General features: G+C 70.2%; 12 protein-coding genes. 9 read left to right on the forward strand and 3 right to left on the reverse strand.

The window, feature by feature from the left end; genetic code table 11:
* The first annotated feature begins 296 nt into the window (after positions 1-296).
* Both dnaG and O2L01_RS12830 read left to right on the forward strand, forming a co-directional pair.
* Positions 297-2,159 carry a DNA primase gene (gene dnaG / locus O2L01_RS12825; protein WP_270122331.1) on the forward strand — a complete coding sequence of 621 codons (1,863 nt, stop codon included), beginning with the start codon at positions 297-299 and terminating at the stop codon, positions 2,157-2,159.
* Positions 2,160-2,266: 107 nt separating this feature from the next.
* Entirely contained in the window at positions 2,267-3,118 is an 852-nt protein-coding gene (locus O2L01_RS12830) for a hypothetical protein (protein WP_270122332.1), read from the forward strand.
* Positions 3,119-3,170: 52 nt separating this feature from the next.
* Here the strand turns inward: O2L01_RS12830 and O2L01_RS12835 are convergent, their stop codons facing one another.
* The gene (locus tag O2L01_RS12835) at positions 3,171-4,229 is read right to left on the reverse strand and encodes a fatty acid desaturase family protein (RefSeq protein WP_270122333.1); all 1,059 of its coding nucleotides are present in this window, start codon (positions 4,227-4,229) and stop codon (positions 3,171-3,173) included.
* A 184-nt stretch (positions 4,230-4,413) separates the two neighbouring features.
* On the opposite strand from O2L01_RS12835, the gene O2L01_RS12840 reads away from it, so the two are divergent.
* From O2L01_RS12840 to O2L01_RS12860, 5 genes are all read left to right on the forward strand, one after another.
* On the forward strand, positions 4,414-5,367 hold the full coding sequence (locus tag O2L01_RS12840; protein WP_270122334.1) for an ABC transporter ATP-binding protein: 954 nt from the start codon (positions 4,414-4,416) through the stop codon (positions 5,365-5,367).
* Positions 5,364-6,167, forward strand: coding sequence for an ABC transporter permease (locus O2L01_RS12845; protein WP_270122335.1), 804 nt, complete (start codon positions 5,364-5,366; stop codon positions 6,165-6,167). Before O2L01_RS12840 ends, O2L01_RS12845 begins: the two co-directional genes overlap by 4 nt.
* Before the next feature lie 11 nt (positions 6,168-6,178).
* Entirely contained in the window at positions 6,179-6,976 is a 798-nt protein-coding gene (locus O2L01_RS12850) for an ABC transporter permease (RefSeq protein WP_270122336.1), read from the forward strand.
* 145 nt (positions 6,977-7,121) lie between these two features.
* Positions 7,122-8,027, forward strand: coding sequence for a M23 family metallopeptidase (locus O2L01_RS12855; RefSeq protein ID WP_270122337.1), 906 nt, complete (start codon positions 7,122-7,124; stop codon positions 8,025-8,027).
* 19 nt (positions 8,028-8,046) lie between these two features.
* On the forward strand, positions 8,047-8,895 hold the full coding sequence (locus O2L01_RS12860; protein WP_270122338.1) for a ThuA domain-containing protein: 849 nt from the start codon (positions 8,047-8,049) through the stop codon (positions 8,893-8,895).
* Positions 8,896-9,098: 203 nt separating this feature from the next.
* Here O2L01_RS12860 and O2L01_RS12865 read toward each other — a convergent pair whose 3' ends face one another.
* Positions 9,099-9,716, reverse strand: a complete 618-nt coding sequence (locus tag O2L01_RS12865) for a pyridoxamine 5'-phosphate oxidase family protein (protein WP_270122339.1) — start codon at positions 9,714-9,716, stop codon at positions 9,099-9,101.
* A 47-nt stretch (positions 9,717-9,763) separates the two neighbouring features.
* Here O2L01_RS12865 and O2L01_RS12875 point away from each other — a divergent pair, with 47 nt between their 5' ends.
* Positions 9,764-11,074, forward strand: coding sequence for an aminotransferase class I/II-fold pyridoxal phosphate-dependent enzyme (locus O2L01_RS12875; protein WP_344469416.1), 1,311 nt, complete (start codon positions 9,764-9,766; stop codon positions 11,072-11,074).
* Between the two features lie 51 nt (positions 11,075-11,125).
* Entirely contained in the window at positions 11,126-12,424 is a 1,299-nt protein-coding gene (locus O2L01_RS12880; RefSeq protein WP_270122340.1) for an MFS transporter, read from the forward strand.
* 7 nt (positions 12,425-12,431) lie between these two features.
* Here the strand turns inward: O2L01_RS12880 and O2L01_RS12885 are convergent, their stop codons facing one another.
* On the reverse strand, positions 12,432-13,199 hold the full coding sequence (locus O2L01_RS12885) for an SDR family NAD(P)-dependent oxidoreductase (RefSeq protein WP_270122341.1): 768 nt from the start codon (positions 13,197-13,199) through the stop codon (positions 12,432-12,434).
* Positions 13,200-13,279: the final 80 nt, after the last annotated feature.

Here is a 13,279-nt window from a genome sequence, read left to right on the forward strand (position 1 = left end):
CCGCGCACGCGTGAGGCGTGGTCGGGAAAATTCCTGACGGGAACCGTGGTACAGCGGGCCGTCGCACCGGTTCTGATCTGCGCCAACGGTTTCCGTGAGGCCGGTGCGGGACGTGACCTCCGCGACCCGTCCATGGTGGCCGATCCCTCACCTGCGATACCGCACCGGGGTCGGGGCGTCACGCAGCGCTCGCGGGGCCGGGGCGCGCCGAGTTCGGGGCTCACACCGGGCGGCGTCTGCGAGCGGGCTGTCAGGGGGACCGGGCAGAATGGTGGAGCAGCGAAAAGAGGTGAACAGTGGCGGGGCGAATCCGGGACGCCGATATCCAGCTCGTGCGCGAGCGCGTGGATATCGCCGATGTCATCGGCGAGCGCGTCACCCTGCGCAACGCCGGTGGCGGCAATCTCAAGGGCCTGTGCCCGTTCCACGACGAGCGCTCGCCGAGCTTCAACGTCACGCCCGCGCGCGGCGTCTACCACTGCTTCGGCTGCGGCGTCGGCGGTGACGCCATCACCTTCCTCACCGAGCTCGACGGCCTCACCTTCGTCGAGGCGGTCGAGCGCCTCGCCGCCCGCGCCGGCCTGAAGCTCACGTACGAGGACGTCGACGGCCGCGTCCAGCGCGGCCCCTCGGGCGCGCCCGGCCTCAAGCAGCGCCTGCTCGACGCCCACACCGCCGCCGCCGAGTTCTACACCGCGAAGCTCCTCTCGCCCGAGGCCCTCACGGCCCGGCAGTTCCTCACCGCGCGCGGCTTCGACCGCGACGCCGCCGCCACCTTCGGCTGCGGCTACGCCCCCGACTCGTGGGACGCGCTCGCGAAACACCTGCGCGCCAAGGGCTTCACCGCCGAGGAGCTCAACACCGCCGGGCTCGCCAAGCCCTCGCGCACCGGCAACCTCATCGACCGGTTCCGCCGCCGCCTCGTGTGGCCCATCCGCGACTCGTCCGGCTCCGTGATCGGGTTCGGCGCGCGCAAGCTCTTCGACGACGACCAGGGCCCCAAGTACCTCAACACCCCCGAGACGCCGCTGTACAAGAAGTCCCAGGTCCTCTACGGGATCGACTTGGCGCGCAAGGACATCGCGCGCACCGGCCGGGTCGTCATCGTCGAGGGGTACACGGACGTCATGGCCTGCCACCTCGCGGGCGTCCCCATGGCGGTCGCCACCTGCGGCACCGCGTTCGGGCCCGAGCACATCCGCATCCTGCGGCGCTTCCTGTTCGACTCCGAGACCGCGGACGGGCGCATCATCTTCACGTTCGACGGCGACGAGGCCGGCCAGCGCGCCGCCCTCAAGGCCTTCGACGAGGAGCAGCGCTTCGTCTCCCAGACCTACATCGCCGTCACCCCCGGCGGCCAGGACCCCTGCGAGCTGCGCCAGAGCGCCGGGGACGCGGCCGTGCGCGAGCTCATCGAGCGGCACACGCCGCTCGTCCAGTTCGCGCTGGAACGCGCGATCGCCAAGCACGACTTGGACACCGCCGAGGGCCGCCTGCACGCGACGCGCGCGATCGCGCCGCTCCTGGCCCGCGTCAAGGACCGCGGCCTGGTCGAGGAGTACATCGGCGTCTACGCCGGACGCCTCGGCAAGGAGAAGGCCGAACTCCGCCGCGCCGTCCAGGGCGCGGCCGCCGGCCAGCAGCCCGAGGCCCCCGCGGGCCCCAAGCGCGAGCCGCGCGCCGACTCGACCCAGCTCCGCGCCCAGCGCGAGGTCCTGAAGGTCGCGCTGCAGCAGCCGCAGGTCGCCGGCCCCTACTTCGACGCGGTCGACGCCACGCCCTACACCGACCCGAACTACCGGGCGGTCCGCGAGGCCGTCGCCGCCGCCGGGGGAGCGGCGCACGCGGCCGCGGGCCCCAACTGGATCGCCGCGGTCCAGAACGCCTGCACCGAGATCGCCGCCGGCGCCCTCGTCAGCGAACTCGCCGTCGAGGAACTGCGCCTCGCGGGGGAGCCCGACGGCCTCTACGTCCGCACCATCCTCGCCCGCATCCAGCGCCCCGTGGTCGAAGCCGAGGTCGCCGACCTCAAGCGCCGCCTCCAGCGGATCAACCCCAGCACGGACAAAGACGAGTACATGAAGCTCTTCGGCCAGCTCATGGGGCTGGAACAGCACGTCCGCTCCCTCCGCGACCAAGCCGCGAACGCCTTCGAGTAGCGCCCGGAACCCCGCGGTATCCGAGACAGCCTCGAATTCTCGTGTTGTGATGCGGTAACAGGTACGTCTCTACGGCCGGGTGCTCGACGGCCGTGATCGGGGGGATCATGTCCCAACCGCCTGCCTCGCCGCCGCCCGAACCGCCTCCGGGGCCTCCGCCGTACTACCCGCCGCCGCCCGTGCCGGGCGGCTCATACCCGCCTTCGGAGAACTCCAAGACCATCTCGGTGCTCGCCCTGGTCTTCGGTGGCTTGTCGCTGCTGTTCGGCCTCATCCCGATCGCCGGAATCTTCATCGGCGGCCTGTTCGGGATCGCCGCGATCGTGCTCGGCATCATCGGGATCTTCAAGTCCCACAGGCTGTTCGCGATCATCGGTATCGCGCTGGCCGTCGTGGGCCTGATCGTCGCCGTGATCATCACCGTCGCGGTGGGCCGCTCGGCCGACGAGATCATCGAGGACTGGCCGACCGATTACGGGGACTCGTCCGGCGAGGACGAGGGCCACGGCGACGCGCCGCAGGACCAGGTCGTCGACGGCACGGACCCGACGGCGCCGCTCCCGGCGGGCAGCGAGGTCACCACCGGCAACTGGACGGTGGTCGTGAGCGAGGTCGTGCCGGACGCGACCGAGCAGGTGCTGGCCGCGAACGAGTTCAACGTGCCCCCGGCTGAGGGGTTCCAGTACTTCATGTTCCAGGTCGCCGCGACCTACCAGGGTGAGGAGTCCAGTATCGCCTGGACGGACCTGCTGTTCGGGGTGTACGTCGACAGCAGCGTGTACTCCGAGCCGTGCGGGATCATCCCCGGCGACCTCGTGGGCGCCCCCGAGGTGTTCGCGGGCGGGACGGCGTCGGGGAGCCAGTGCATCGCCGTGCCGACCGCCGGGCTCGACACCGCCGCGATCGGCGTCCAGGACTTCTGGGGCTCGGGCCAGCGCCTCTTCGTCGCGGCCTCGTGAACCGAACGAAACAGCCGCCCGCGGGTCCCCGCGGGCGGCTGTTCTCGCTGTCTTAGAGCTTGGCCTTCGCCGCGTTGCGCAGCGGTTCGCCGTGGGCGTGGAGTTCGCCGAGGGCTTCCTTCCAGGACTGGATGAGACCGGTCGCGTGGTAGGGGATCTCCTTCTCCTTGCAGAACTCCTCGACGATCGGCTGCGCCTTGGCGAGGTTCACCGAGGGCATGGCCGGGAAGAGGTGGTGCTCGATCTGGTAGTTCAGGCCACCGAGGGCGAAGTTGGTGAACCAGCCGCCCTTGACGTTGCGGGAGGTCAGGACCTGCTTGCGCAGGAAGTCCAGCTCGGTCTCGCCGACGAAGGTCGGCATGCCCTTGTGGTTCGGCGCGAAGACCGAGCCCATGTACAGGCCCCACACGGCCTTGTGCACGAGGAGGAAGACGACGGCCTTGCCGGGGGAGAGCACGATGAACAGCGCGCTCAGGTAAGCGGCCCAGTGGATCGCGAGGAACAGGGCCTCCCAGCCGCGGTTCTTCAGGCCCGGCTTGAGGACCGACTTGATGCCCGACCAGTTGAGGTTGAGGCCTTCGAGGGTGAGGATCGGGAAGAACAGCTGCGCCTGGTACTTGCCGAACCAGGTGGTGATGCCCTGCGCGAAGCCGGCCTGGCGCTTCGACCAGACGAAGAGGCCCGGCGAGACGTCGGGGTCGAGCTCCTCGTGGTTGGGGTTGGCGTGGTGGCGGTTGTGCTTGTCGTTCCACCAGCCGTAGCCCATGCCGTTGGCGAGGTTGCCGGTGAACCAGCCCATGCGCTCGGAGGTGGCGCGGCTGCGGATGACCTGGCGGTGCGCGAGGTCGTGGCCGAGGAACGCCACCTGGGTGCTCACGAGGGCCATGAAGACGGCCGTGAACATCTGGAGCCAGGAGTTCCCGATCAGCGCGAAGGCGGTCCAGCCGCCGACGAAGACGACTGACATGAGCGCGAAGCGGATCACGTAGTACGCGGGGCGGCGGTCCATCAGCCCGGCCTGGTTGATCCGCTTGCCGAGCTCGGCGAAATCGCTGCCGGTGCGCGGTCGCGGCTCTGCGACGGGCGTGGCCTTCTCGGCGATGAGCGTCATGTAATGCGTCCGATCTGTCGGGAACTATCGACAACTGCAAGTCTTCCCGTCAAGCGCTTTTTTGTCGCTACCGCTGACCCCTCAATAGGGGTAGGGCAAGCACTACCTTTACTGGCCGGTATTTATGAAGGATTCGCTTCAAAAACGGTTGTACTCTGTCGGTGCCCGGGCTTAGGGTTGCCCCATGCCACATGACGATGAGATCCTGGTGCGCGCCGCGGACCTGCGGAAAAGCTACGGCGAGCACGAGGCGGTGCGCGGCGTCGACTTCGAGATCCGGCGCGGCGAGGCCTTCGGCTTCCTCGGCGCGAACGGCGCCGGCAAGTCCACCACGATGCGGATGATCGGCTGCGTCTCCCAGCCCACCGGCGGCGAGCTCGAGGTCTTCGGCCGCGACCCCCACACCCAGGGCGCCGAGATCCGCGCCCGCCTCGGCGTCGTCCCCCAGGACAACACCCTCGACGGCATGCTCACCGTCTTCGAGAACCTCGTGGTCTACGCCGGCTACTTCGGCATCAAGAAGAAAGTGGCGAAGGTCAAGGCCGCCGAGCTCCTCGAGTTCGTGCAGCTCTCCTCCCGCGCCAAGGACCAGGTCAGCGAGCTCTCCGGCGGCATGCAGCGCCGCCTCGCCATCGCCCGCTCGCTCATCAACGAGCCCGAGCTCGTGATCCTCGACGAGCCCACCACCGGCCTCGACCCGCAGGCCCGCCACCTGGTGTGGGAGCGGCTGTTCCAGCTCAAGCACCGCGGCGTCTCGATCCTCCTCACCACCCACTACATGGACGAGGCCGAGCAGCTCTGCGACCGGCTCGTCGTCATGGACGAGGGCCGTATCATCGCCTCCGGCTCCCCCCGCGAGCTCATCGACACCCACGTCACCAAGGAGGTCGTGGAGCTGCGCTTCGGCCCCGCCCACACCACCGAGCTCGCCGAACTCGCCTTGACGCTCAACGGCATCGGCGCCCAGATCGAGGCCCTGCCCGACAAGATCCTGGTCTACACCGACGACGCGGACGACACGAACGCCGCGCTCGAGGCCCGCAAGATCCACCCCACCTCGGTCCTCGCCCGCCGCGCCACCCTCGAAGACGTCTTCCTGCGCCTCACCGGCCGCGCCCTCGTGGAGGACGAAGCGTGACCACCGTGGACCGCTCCGCGCCCACCCCGGCGCAGGCCGCCCGGCGCGCCTTCAACCTCCAACTGGCCCTGTACAAGCACGTCTGGCACGGCACCGTCTTCACCTCCGGCCTCCTGCCGATCCTCTACATGGTCTCGATCGGCATCGGCGTCGGCGCGTACATCGACTCGTCCGCCGTCGGCGGCCTCACCTACGCCGAGTTCATCGCCCCCGGCCTCGTCTGCTCCGTCGCGGTCATGATGCTCGGCAACGACATGGTCTTCCCCGTCTTCGGCGGCTACGCCGACTGGGGCGGCCACTACCTCGCCCAGCGCGCCACCCCGCTGAGCCCCGTCGACATGCTCAACGGGCACCTCCTGTACGCGGTCGTGTTCCGCCCCTTCACGAACTGCGCGATCGTCGCGCTCGTCCTGGCCTTCTTCGGGGTCTACCCCAACGGCTGGTGGGCGGTGTTCGCCGTGATCGCCGCCGCGCTCGTCGCGGCCGCCCTCGCGCCCTGGCTCCACTTCTGGGCCTCCAGCCTGAAGAACGACGCGAACCTCAACATGATCTTCCGGTTCGCCGTCATACCGATCTCGCTGTTCTCCGGGGTGTTCTTCCCCGCCAGTGAGATGCCGGTGTTCCTCCAGCCGCTCGTGTGGGCCTCGCCCCTCTGGCACGGCACGGAACTCGCGCGCGCCGCCACCGCGGACGTCGCGCCCGCACTGCCGCCCGCCGCCCACATCGCCTACCTGGCCGCGCTGGCCGTCACCGGGTGGTTCGCCGCCCGCTGGCGGATCCAGAAGCGCCTGAACTTCTAGGAGCCCAACGAATGTCGGTCATCGCCTACGGCGCCGCCCGCGCCTCCCTGAAGTCCTCGGGCGCGCTGCTCAACCGCAACTGGGTCGCCATGCGCCGCGCCTGGATCCTCATCATCTCCGGCGCGGTCGAGTCCCTGCTCTTCCTGTTCGCCTTCGGGTTCGGCGTCGGCGCCCTCGTCGGCGACATCACCCTCCCCGACGGCACCACCATCTCCTACACCGCCTACGTCGCCCCCGCGATCCTCGCGAACGCCGCCATGATGGGCGTGCTCGCCGAGACCTCCATCAACGTCTTCGCGAAGTTCAAGTGGATGAAGGTCTACGACGGCATCCTCGCGACCCCCTTGCGGCCCTGGGACGTCGCCCTCGGCGAGGTCTGGTGGGCGCTGATCCGCGGGGGCACCTACATCGCCGCGTTCGTGGTCGTCATGGGCGCCTTCGGCCTCCTCGACTCCTGGTGGTCGCTGCTCGCCGTGCCCGCGTGCGTGTTCATCGCGCTCGCCTTCGCCGGCATCGGCCTCACGCTCGCCACGCTCTTCCGCGACTGGCCCGACTTCGACTGGATGAACGCCGTCGTCTTCGCCATGTTCCTCTTCGGCGGCACCTTCACGCCCGTCGAGGCCTACCCGGCGTTCGCGCAGCCGATCGTCTACATCATGCCGCTCTACCACGGCATCGAGCTCGTGCGCGGCCTCAGCCTCGGCCAGCTCGGACCGATGATGTTCGTGCACATCGCCTACCTCATGGCACTGTGCCTGGCGGGCATGTGGATCGCGCAGAAGCGGCTGGCGAAGGCCTTGTACAAATAGAGACGGTCAAGCAGCAGGCCGCGCTCCGCAGGGAGCGCGGCCGACCCGTCCCGCTGGTCCGGCGCCGTCCAAGAAGCACCACTGTAAGAAGAATTTCTTCAAATGTGACCTTCACAACGAAGAATTTCTTCGATACCGTCCTGTTATGGAACAGCGCTTCACCTTCCGATCGCGCCGAAGGCGCGTCGCACTCCTCGTCGCCGCGCTCCTCACCGCGGCCGCAGCGGCCTTCGCCCCGACCATCGTCGCCAACGCCCAGGACGTCTCCATCCAAGCCGTCACCCACAAGAGCCCCTTCAACTGCAACAAGACCTTCAACGCCAACAACTGGTCCGGCGGGCACAACCCGTCCAACACCATCGACTGGCAGGACTACGGCGGCGACGACATCAACGGCGAGAACGTGCGCGCCACCGCGGCCGGCACCGCCACCTTCTACGACGCCGGCAGCACCAGCTACGGCAAGTGGGTCCAGATCGTCCACTCCGACGGCTCCCGCACCCGCTACGCCCACCTCGCCAGCATGGTCGGCGCCGTCGGCACCTCCAAGACCGTCTCCCAGGGCACCGTCATCGGCACCGTCGGCTCCACCGGCGGCTCCGACGCCCCGCACCTGCACTACGAACAGCGCAACGCCTCCGGCTCCGTCGTCACCCCCGTCGTCGAAGGCGTCCAGGTCCCCCTGGGCACCAAGAAGGCCATCAAGTCCACCAACGCCTGCGGCAGCACCAACCCCTACACGCCCGAAGAGGTCTGCGGCTCCGGCTACAGCGTCATCGACTCCCAGGCCGTCACCGGCGGCCGCGTCTACCTGCTGTACAACAGCGGCAACGGCTACAACTGCGTCACCACGATCAAGAGCACCAGCATCGGCACCGCCTCCGCCGTCTCGGCCAGCCTCCAGGTCGAGGGCGGCACCATGACCACCGACTCGGGCAGCTTCGCGTACTACGCCGGGCCGATCCGCAAGTCCGCGGCCGACGACTGCGTGAAGTGGGGAGGATCGGTCGGCTCGAGCTCGTACCTGAGCGGTTTCGAGCACTGCACTTAAGAGCCGATAGGCTGGGCGCGTGAGAACCCTGCTGCGACTGTGCACCATCGTCGCGCTGGCCTGCGCGCCCGCCTTCGCCCCTTCGGCCGCCTTCGCCGCCGGAGGGCCGCAGGTCCTGGTCGTCTCGACCGGGAACGCCGCGCAGGACGTGGCCGACTACGCGGTGGAGCGCCTCCAGATGGAGGCGCGCCGCTGGAACTTCACGCTGACCGAGGGCGCCCCCGAGGACCTCGAGGACCTCGGCGACTACGACGTGGTCATGCTCCTCAACACCGGCGGCGACTTCCTCGACGACCGCCAGCAGGAGTCCCTCGAGACCTTCGTGGAGCAGGGCGGCGGCCTCGTCGCCACCGACTCCGCGATCGAGAGCGAGCCGGACTGGGACTGGTTCCACGAGACGCTGGGCGCGACGGCGCTCCCGCCGGCGGAGGCCGCGACCGAGGAGTCCGTGACCTTCAACTCGGGCTCGCAGATCACCGAGGGCCTGGACGACGAGCTGAAGCTCACCGAGCACTGGTACTCGTTCGATCCCGCACCGGCGCAACCGGGTTCGACGATCCTGGCCCAGTTGAGCTCGGGCGGCGCGGTGGCCTGGGTCAACGAGGGGCTGCCGGTCTTCTACGCCTCGCCCGGCGGCGAGGGCAAGACCTGGGGCGACCGGGACTTCCTGCAGCTGATCCGCCAGGCGATCTGGTGGGGCGCCGGCGAAGAGGGCGCGCTGGTGCAGAACTCCGACGACGCCGCGCCGGCCTGGCCGTACACGCTCACGTTCGTGCTGTTCGTGGTCGCGGTCGCGGGCGGCGGTTCGATCGCCGTGTGGCGCTTGGACAAGGCCGAGACCGAGAAAGAGGCCGCCGCAAAGGCGTAAGCAGTCGATCGGGCGGGCCGTCTCGAACTGCGGCCCGCCCGATCGGAAGCGATCCGCGCGGTGCACCTCCTGCGCCTGACACGGCGCCGGACCGGCTCGAAGGGAAGTTCCCACGACCCACGCTCTGGACGGTCATGTCGTCAAGAGGCCGAGCCTTGGTCCGGCACCGCGCGGATCGCAGTTTAGGGGATCCTCCGGCGCCCCTAAATCCGCCCCGTCACAACAGTGGTAACGGGGGCGACGCCGTTGTCGAATGGCAGGTCCTCGTCCTCCGGCTCCTCCACGGGCGGGCCCGAGCGCTGCTTGATGGAAACCTCCTCGAGCGGGATCGCCAGGAGCGCGGACATCGCGTTCTCCTTGTCGTTCGCCTCCCGCGAGCGCTCTGAGCGGCCTTCGGCCATCCGGTCGATGAGGGCCTTGAACACCGTCCACCGCTCGTCCGCGTCGGTGACGAGCTTCGCGTTGGCGTGCACCACGACCGAGCGGTAGTTCATGGAGTGGTGGAACCAGCTCTTCGAGAACACCAGTCCATCCACAATGGTGGCGGTGGCGCTCACGGCGAACTCCTCGCGCCCGCCCAGGCCCATGCTCGACCCGGTCGAGCCGTGCACGAAGAGCGTGTCCCCAACGCGCACATGGAAGGTGGGGAGCACCCGCGGCGCGCCGTCGGGTCCGACGAAGGCGAGGTCGCAGAACAGCGCCTCGTCGAGCACCCGGTACGCGGCCTCCCGCTCATAGGTGACCCGCTCGCGCGAGCGCTTCGGGGTGGTCCGCTCGGTCGGGGTGAACTGGCCGCTGTAAGGGCATTCGAGGGCGGACATCGGGGGTGGCTCCTATCGCGTTTTTGTACTGATACAATGCTTCAGTTATGTCGGTACAGTATCAGATCACCGGATCGGCGGCAACCGAGATCGCCGCCAGCATCGAGTCCGGCGTGCGCTCGGGGCAGCTCGCGCCCGGCCGCACCCTGCCTCCCGTCCGCAAGCTCGCCGCGGACCTCGGCGTCGCCCCCGGCACCGTCGCCTCCGCCTACCGGCGCCTGCGCGAACGCGGCGTGGTGGAGACCGGCGGCCGCGCCGGCACCTTCATCCGGCAGCGCTCCGCCTTCACCCCCGCCGGAACCCTCACGGTCCCTTCGGGAGTGCTCGACCTCGTCTCGGGCGAACCCGACCCCGACCTGCTGCCCGACCTCGCCTCCCTCATGCCGCGCGTCGAGATCTCGCCCGGCAACTACCGCGACGGCGGCCCCTGCCCCGACCTGCTCGACCTCGCCCGCGACCGCTTCGCCGCCGACGGCGTGCACGGCGATCTCACCGTCACCTCCGGCGCACTCGACGCATTCGAACGCGGCCTCGCCGCCCGGCTCGAACCCGGCGACACCATCGCCGTCGAGGAGCCCACCTGGTCGAACGGCCGGGACCTGCTGCTCTCGGCCGGATACCAGGTCACGCCCGTCGCGATCGACGGTGAAGGCCCGCTGCCCGACGAGCTCGCCGCGGCGCTCGCCGCCGGCGCGAAAGCGTTCATCCTCACCTCGCGCGGCCAGAACCCCACGGGCGCAGCGGTGTCCGCCGAGCGCGCCGCCGCGCTCCGCGAGGTCATCGCCCGCCACCCGGGCGTCTTCGTCATCGAGGACGACCACTGGGCGGAGCTCTCGCAGCTCCCGCTGCACTTCGTGGCCGACGCCGCCGAGCGCTGGATGTTCGTGCGCTCCGCGTCGAAGCCCTACGGCCCCAACCTGCGCTGCGCGCTCGTCGCCGCCGATCCGGAGACGAAGGCCCGTATCCAGGGACGCATGCAGATGGGCCACGGCTGGGTCTCGCGCATCCTGCAGCACTTCGTGATCGCCGCCTGGACCGACGACGCCGTGGAGGCGCAGGTCGCCCACGCGGGCCGCGTCTACGCCGAACGTCAAGCGGCCCTTCGCGAAGCGCTCGCCGACCGCGGCATCGACGTGTGGGGCCGCTCCGGGCTCAACGTATGGGTCCCGGTCGCGGACGAGACCGCCGCCGTGGTGGCCCTGCGCGACGCCGGGTTCGCCGTCGCGCCCGGCCGCGCCTACTCCTTCCACGGCCACCAGGGCATCCGCGTGAGCACCTCCCGGCTCGACCCGAAGCTCGCCGGGGCGGTGGCCGACGCCATCGCCCAGGCGTCAGGACCGGCGGCACCGCCGATCTGACCGGCCGGACCCCACTGATCCGGCCGACAACTCCAGAAAGGACCGACCCTCGTGACCAGCACCCTCCCCGAAGACGCCCCGCCAGACCGCACCGTCCCCGACACCGCTCCCCTCCAGAAGCGCGTCCTGCGCACGCTCTTCATGACCCAGATCCTCGGCGGCCTCGCCGTCGGCATCGGCATCGCCGTGGGCGCCCTGCTCGTCGAGGAGATGACGGGCTCGGCGACGTTCACCGGGCTCGCCCAGAGCCTCTTCGTGGGCGGCTCGGCGCTCGTCGTCGTCCCGGCCGTGCGCATCACCGAGCGGTTCGGCCGCCGCGGCGGCCTCGCCTTCGGCTACGGCTGCGCGGTCATCGGCACGCTCATCGTCGCCTCCGCGATCCACCTCGAGAACGCCGTCCTCGCGGTCGTCGGCTACTTCCTGCTCGGCGCGGCCTCCTTCGCCGGGCTCCAGTCGCGGTACGCCGCAGCGGACCTCGCCCCGGTCGCGCGGCGCGGCTCGCACCTGGCGCTCATCGTGTGGGCCACCACGATCGGCTCGGTCGCGGGCCCGTCCCTCGCCGGGCTCGCCGAGCGGGTCTGGACGGGCTGGTTCGGCGGCCCCGCGTACGTCGGCTCGATGGCCGCCATCGGCGTCCTCTGCCTGATCACGGCCGCGGTGATCCTCGTGTTCCTGCGCCCCGACCCGCTCCTCACGGCCCGCGAGATCAGCGGTGAGACGGACGCGCCGAAGCGCTCGATCGCGGACGGCTACCGCACCGCGAAGGCCAACCCGGCCGTGCGCACCGGCGTGATCGCGGCTGCCTTGGGCCACTTCGTGATGGTCGGCGTCATGGCCATGACGGCCGTGCACATCAAGCACGGCATGGCCGACCCGGAGGAAGCCCTCAGCGTCGTCGGCGTCATCCTCGGCCTGCACATCGGCGGCATGTACGCGTTCGCGCCGATCATCGGCCGCCTCGTCGACAAGTACGGCGCGCGCCCGATCCTCATCGCGGGCACCGCGGTCCTCGTCGCCGCGTGCGCGGTCTCCGGCTCCTCGCCCGCGAGCGACCACGTGCGGCTCTCGGTCGGCCTGGTCCTGCTCGGCCTCGGCTGGTCGGCCATGACCGTCGGCTCGGCCGCGCTCGTCACGAGCGCCATCACGCCCGCCGAACGCCCCTCTACGCAAGGCTTCTCGGACCTGATCATGGGCCTCGCCGCGATGGCCGCCGGGCTCGCCTCAGGGCCGATCGTCGAATACGCCAGCTACGGCATGCTCTGCGTCTTCTGCGCCGTCGTCGCCCTGCTCGTGTTCCCGTTCCTGATGGGTCGGCTGACCGGCCCGAAGCCGGTCGAAGAAGCCGCCTGACCGCCGTCTAGTAGCCGTACGCGCTGGGCGCGTTCTGGCCGCCGTCGACCGGGATGACCGCGCCGTTGATCGCCTTCGCCTTGTCCGACAAGAGGAAGGCGATCACCTCGGCCACGTCGCGCGGGTCGAGGAGCTCCCGGTTCGGGAACTCCTCGAGGAACGCCTCGTAGCGCCCCGGGTCGGCCACGCGCAGGCGGTCCCAGTTGCGGTCGGGGATGAGCATCGAGCCGGGCGCGACGGCGTTGACGCGCACGCCGCTCGGGCCCAGCTCGCGGCCCAGCACCGTGGCGGCGTGATTGAGCGCGGCCTTCGTCGAGCCGTACGCGAGGCCGGGGGAGGGCTTGGAGCCGGAGATCGAGGAGACCAGGACCGCCGAGCCGCCGGTCCGTCGCAGTTGCGACAGGGCCGCCTTGAGCGCGGTCATCGCGCTGGTCACGTTGACGCTCAAGGAGTACGCCCAGTCGGCGGGCTCGGTGTCGACGATGCTGCGGCCCCGCGAGCCGCCCACGTTCGCGACGACGCCTTTGAGGTCGCCGAGGCGGCGCTGGGCCTCGTGCACGAACTCGATCATCAGCTCGGTGTCGTTCACGTCGAGCGCCCTGGTGGCGACCGGGACGTCGAACTCGGCGCGCAGCTTCTCGGCGAACTCGTTGAGCGGGGCGGCGTTGCGGGCGCAGAGCGCGAGCGGCACGCCTTCGGCGGCGAGCACCGAGGCCGTGGCCATGCCCAGGCCGTGGCTGGCACCCGTGATGAGAACAGGGCTATTCAGATGCATGTTGTACATAATGGCTCGCCCCGTCTCGTCCCCGCACCCGCCGGGTGGCGGGGTTCGGCGGGGCCGGCCCTCGCCGGCCG

The organism is Glycomyces lechevalierae, assembly GCF_027622945.1.
Classification (GTDB): domain Bacteria; phylum Actinomycetota; class Actinomycetes; order Mycobacteriales; family Micromonosporaceae; genus Glycomyces; species Glycomyces rutgersensis.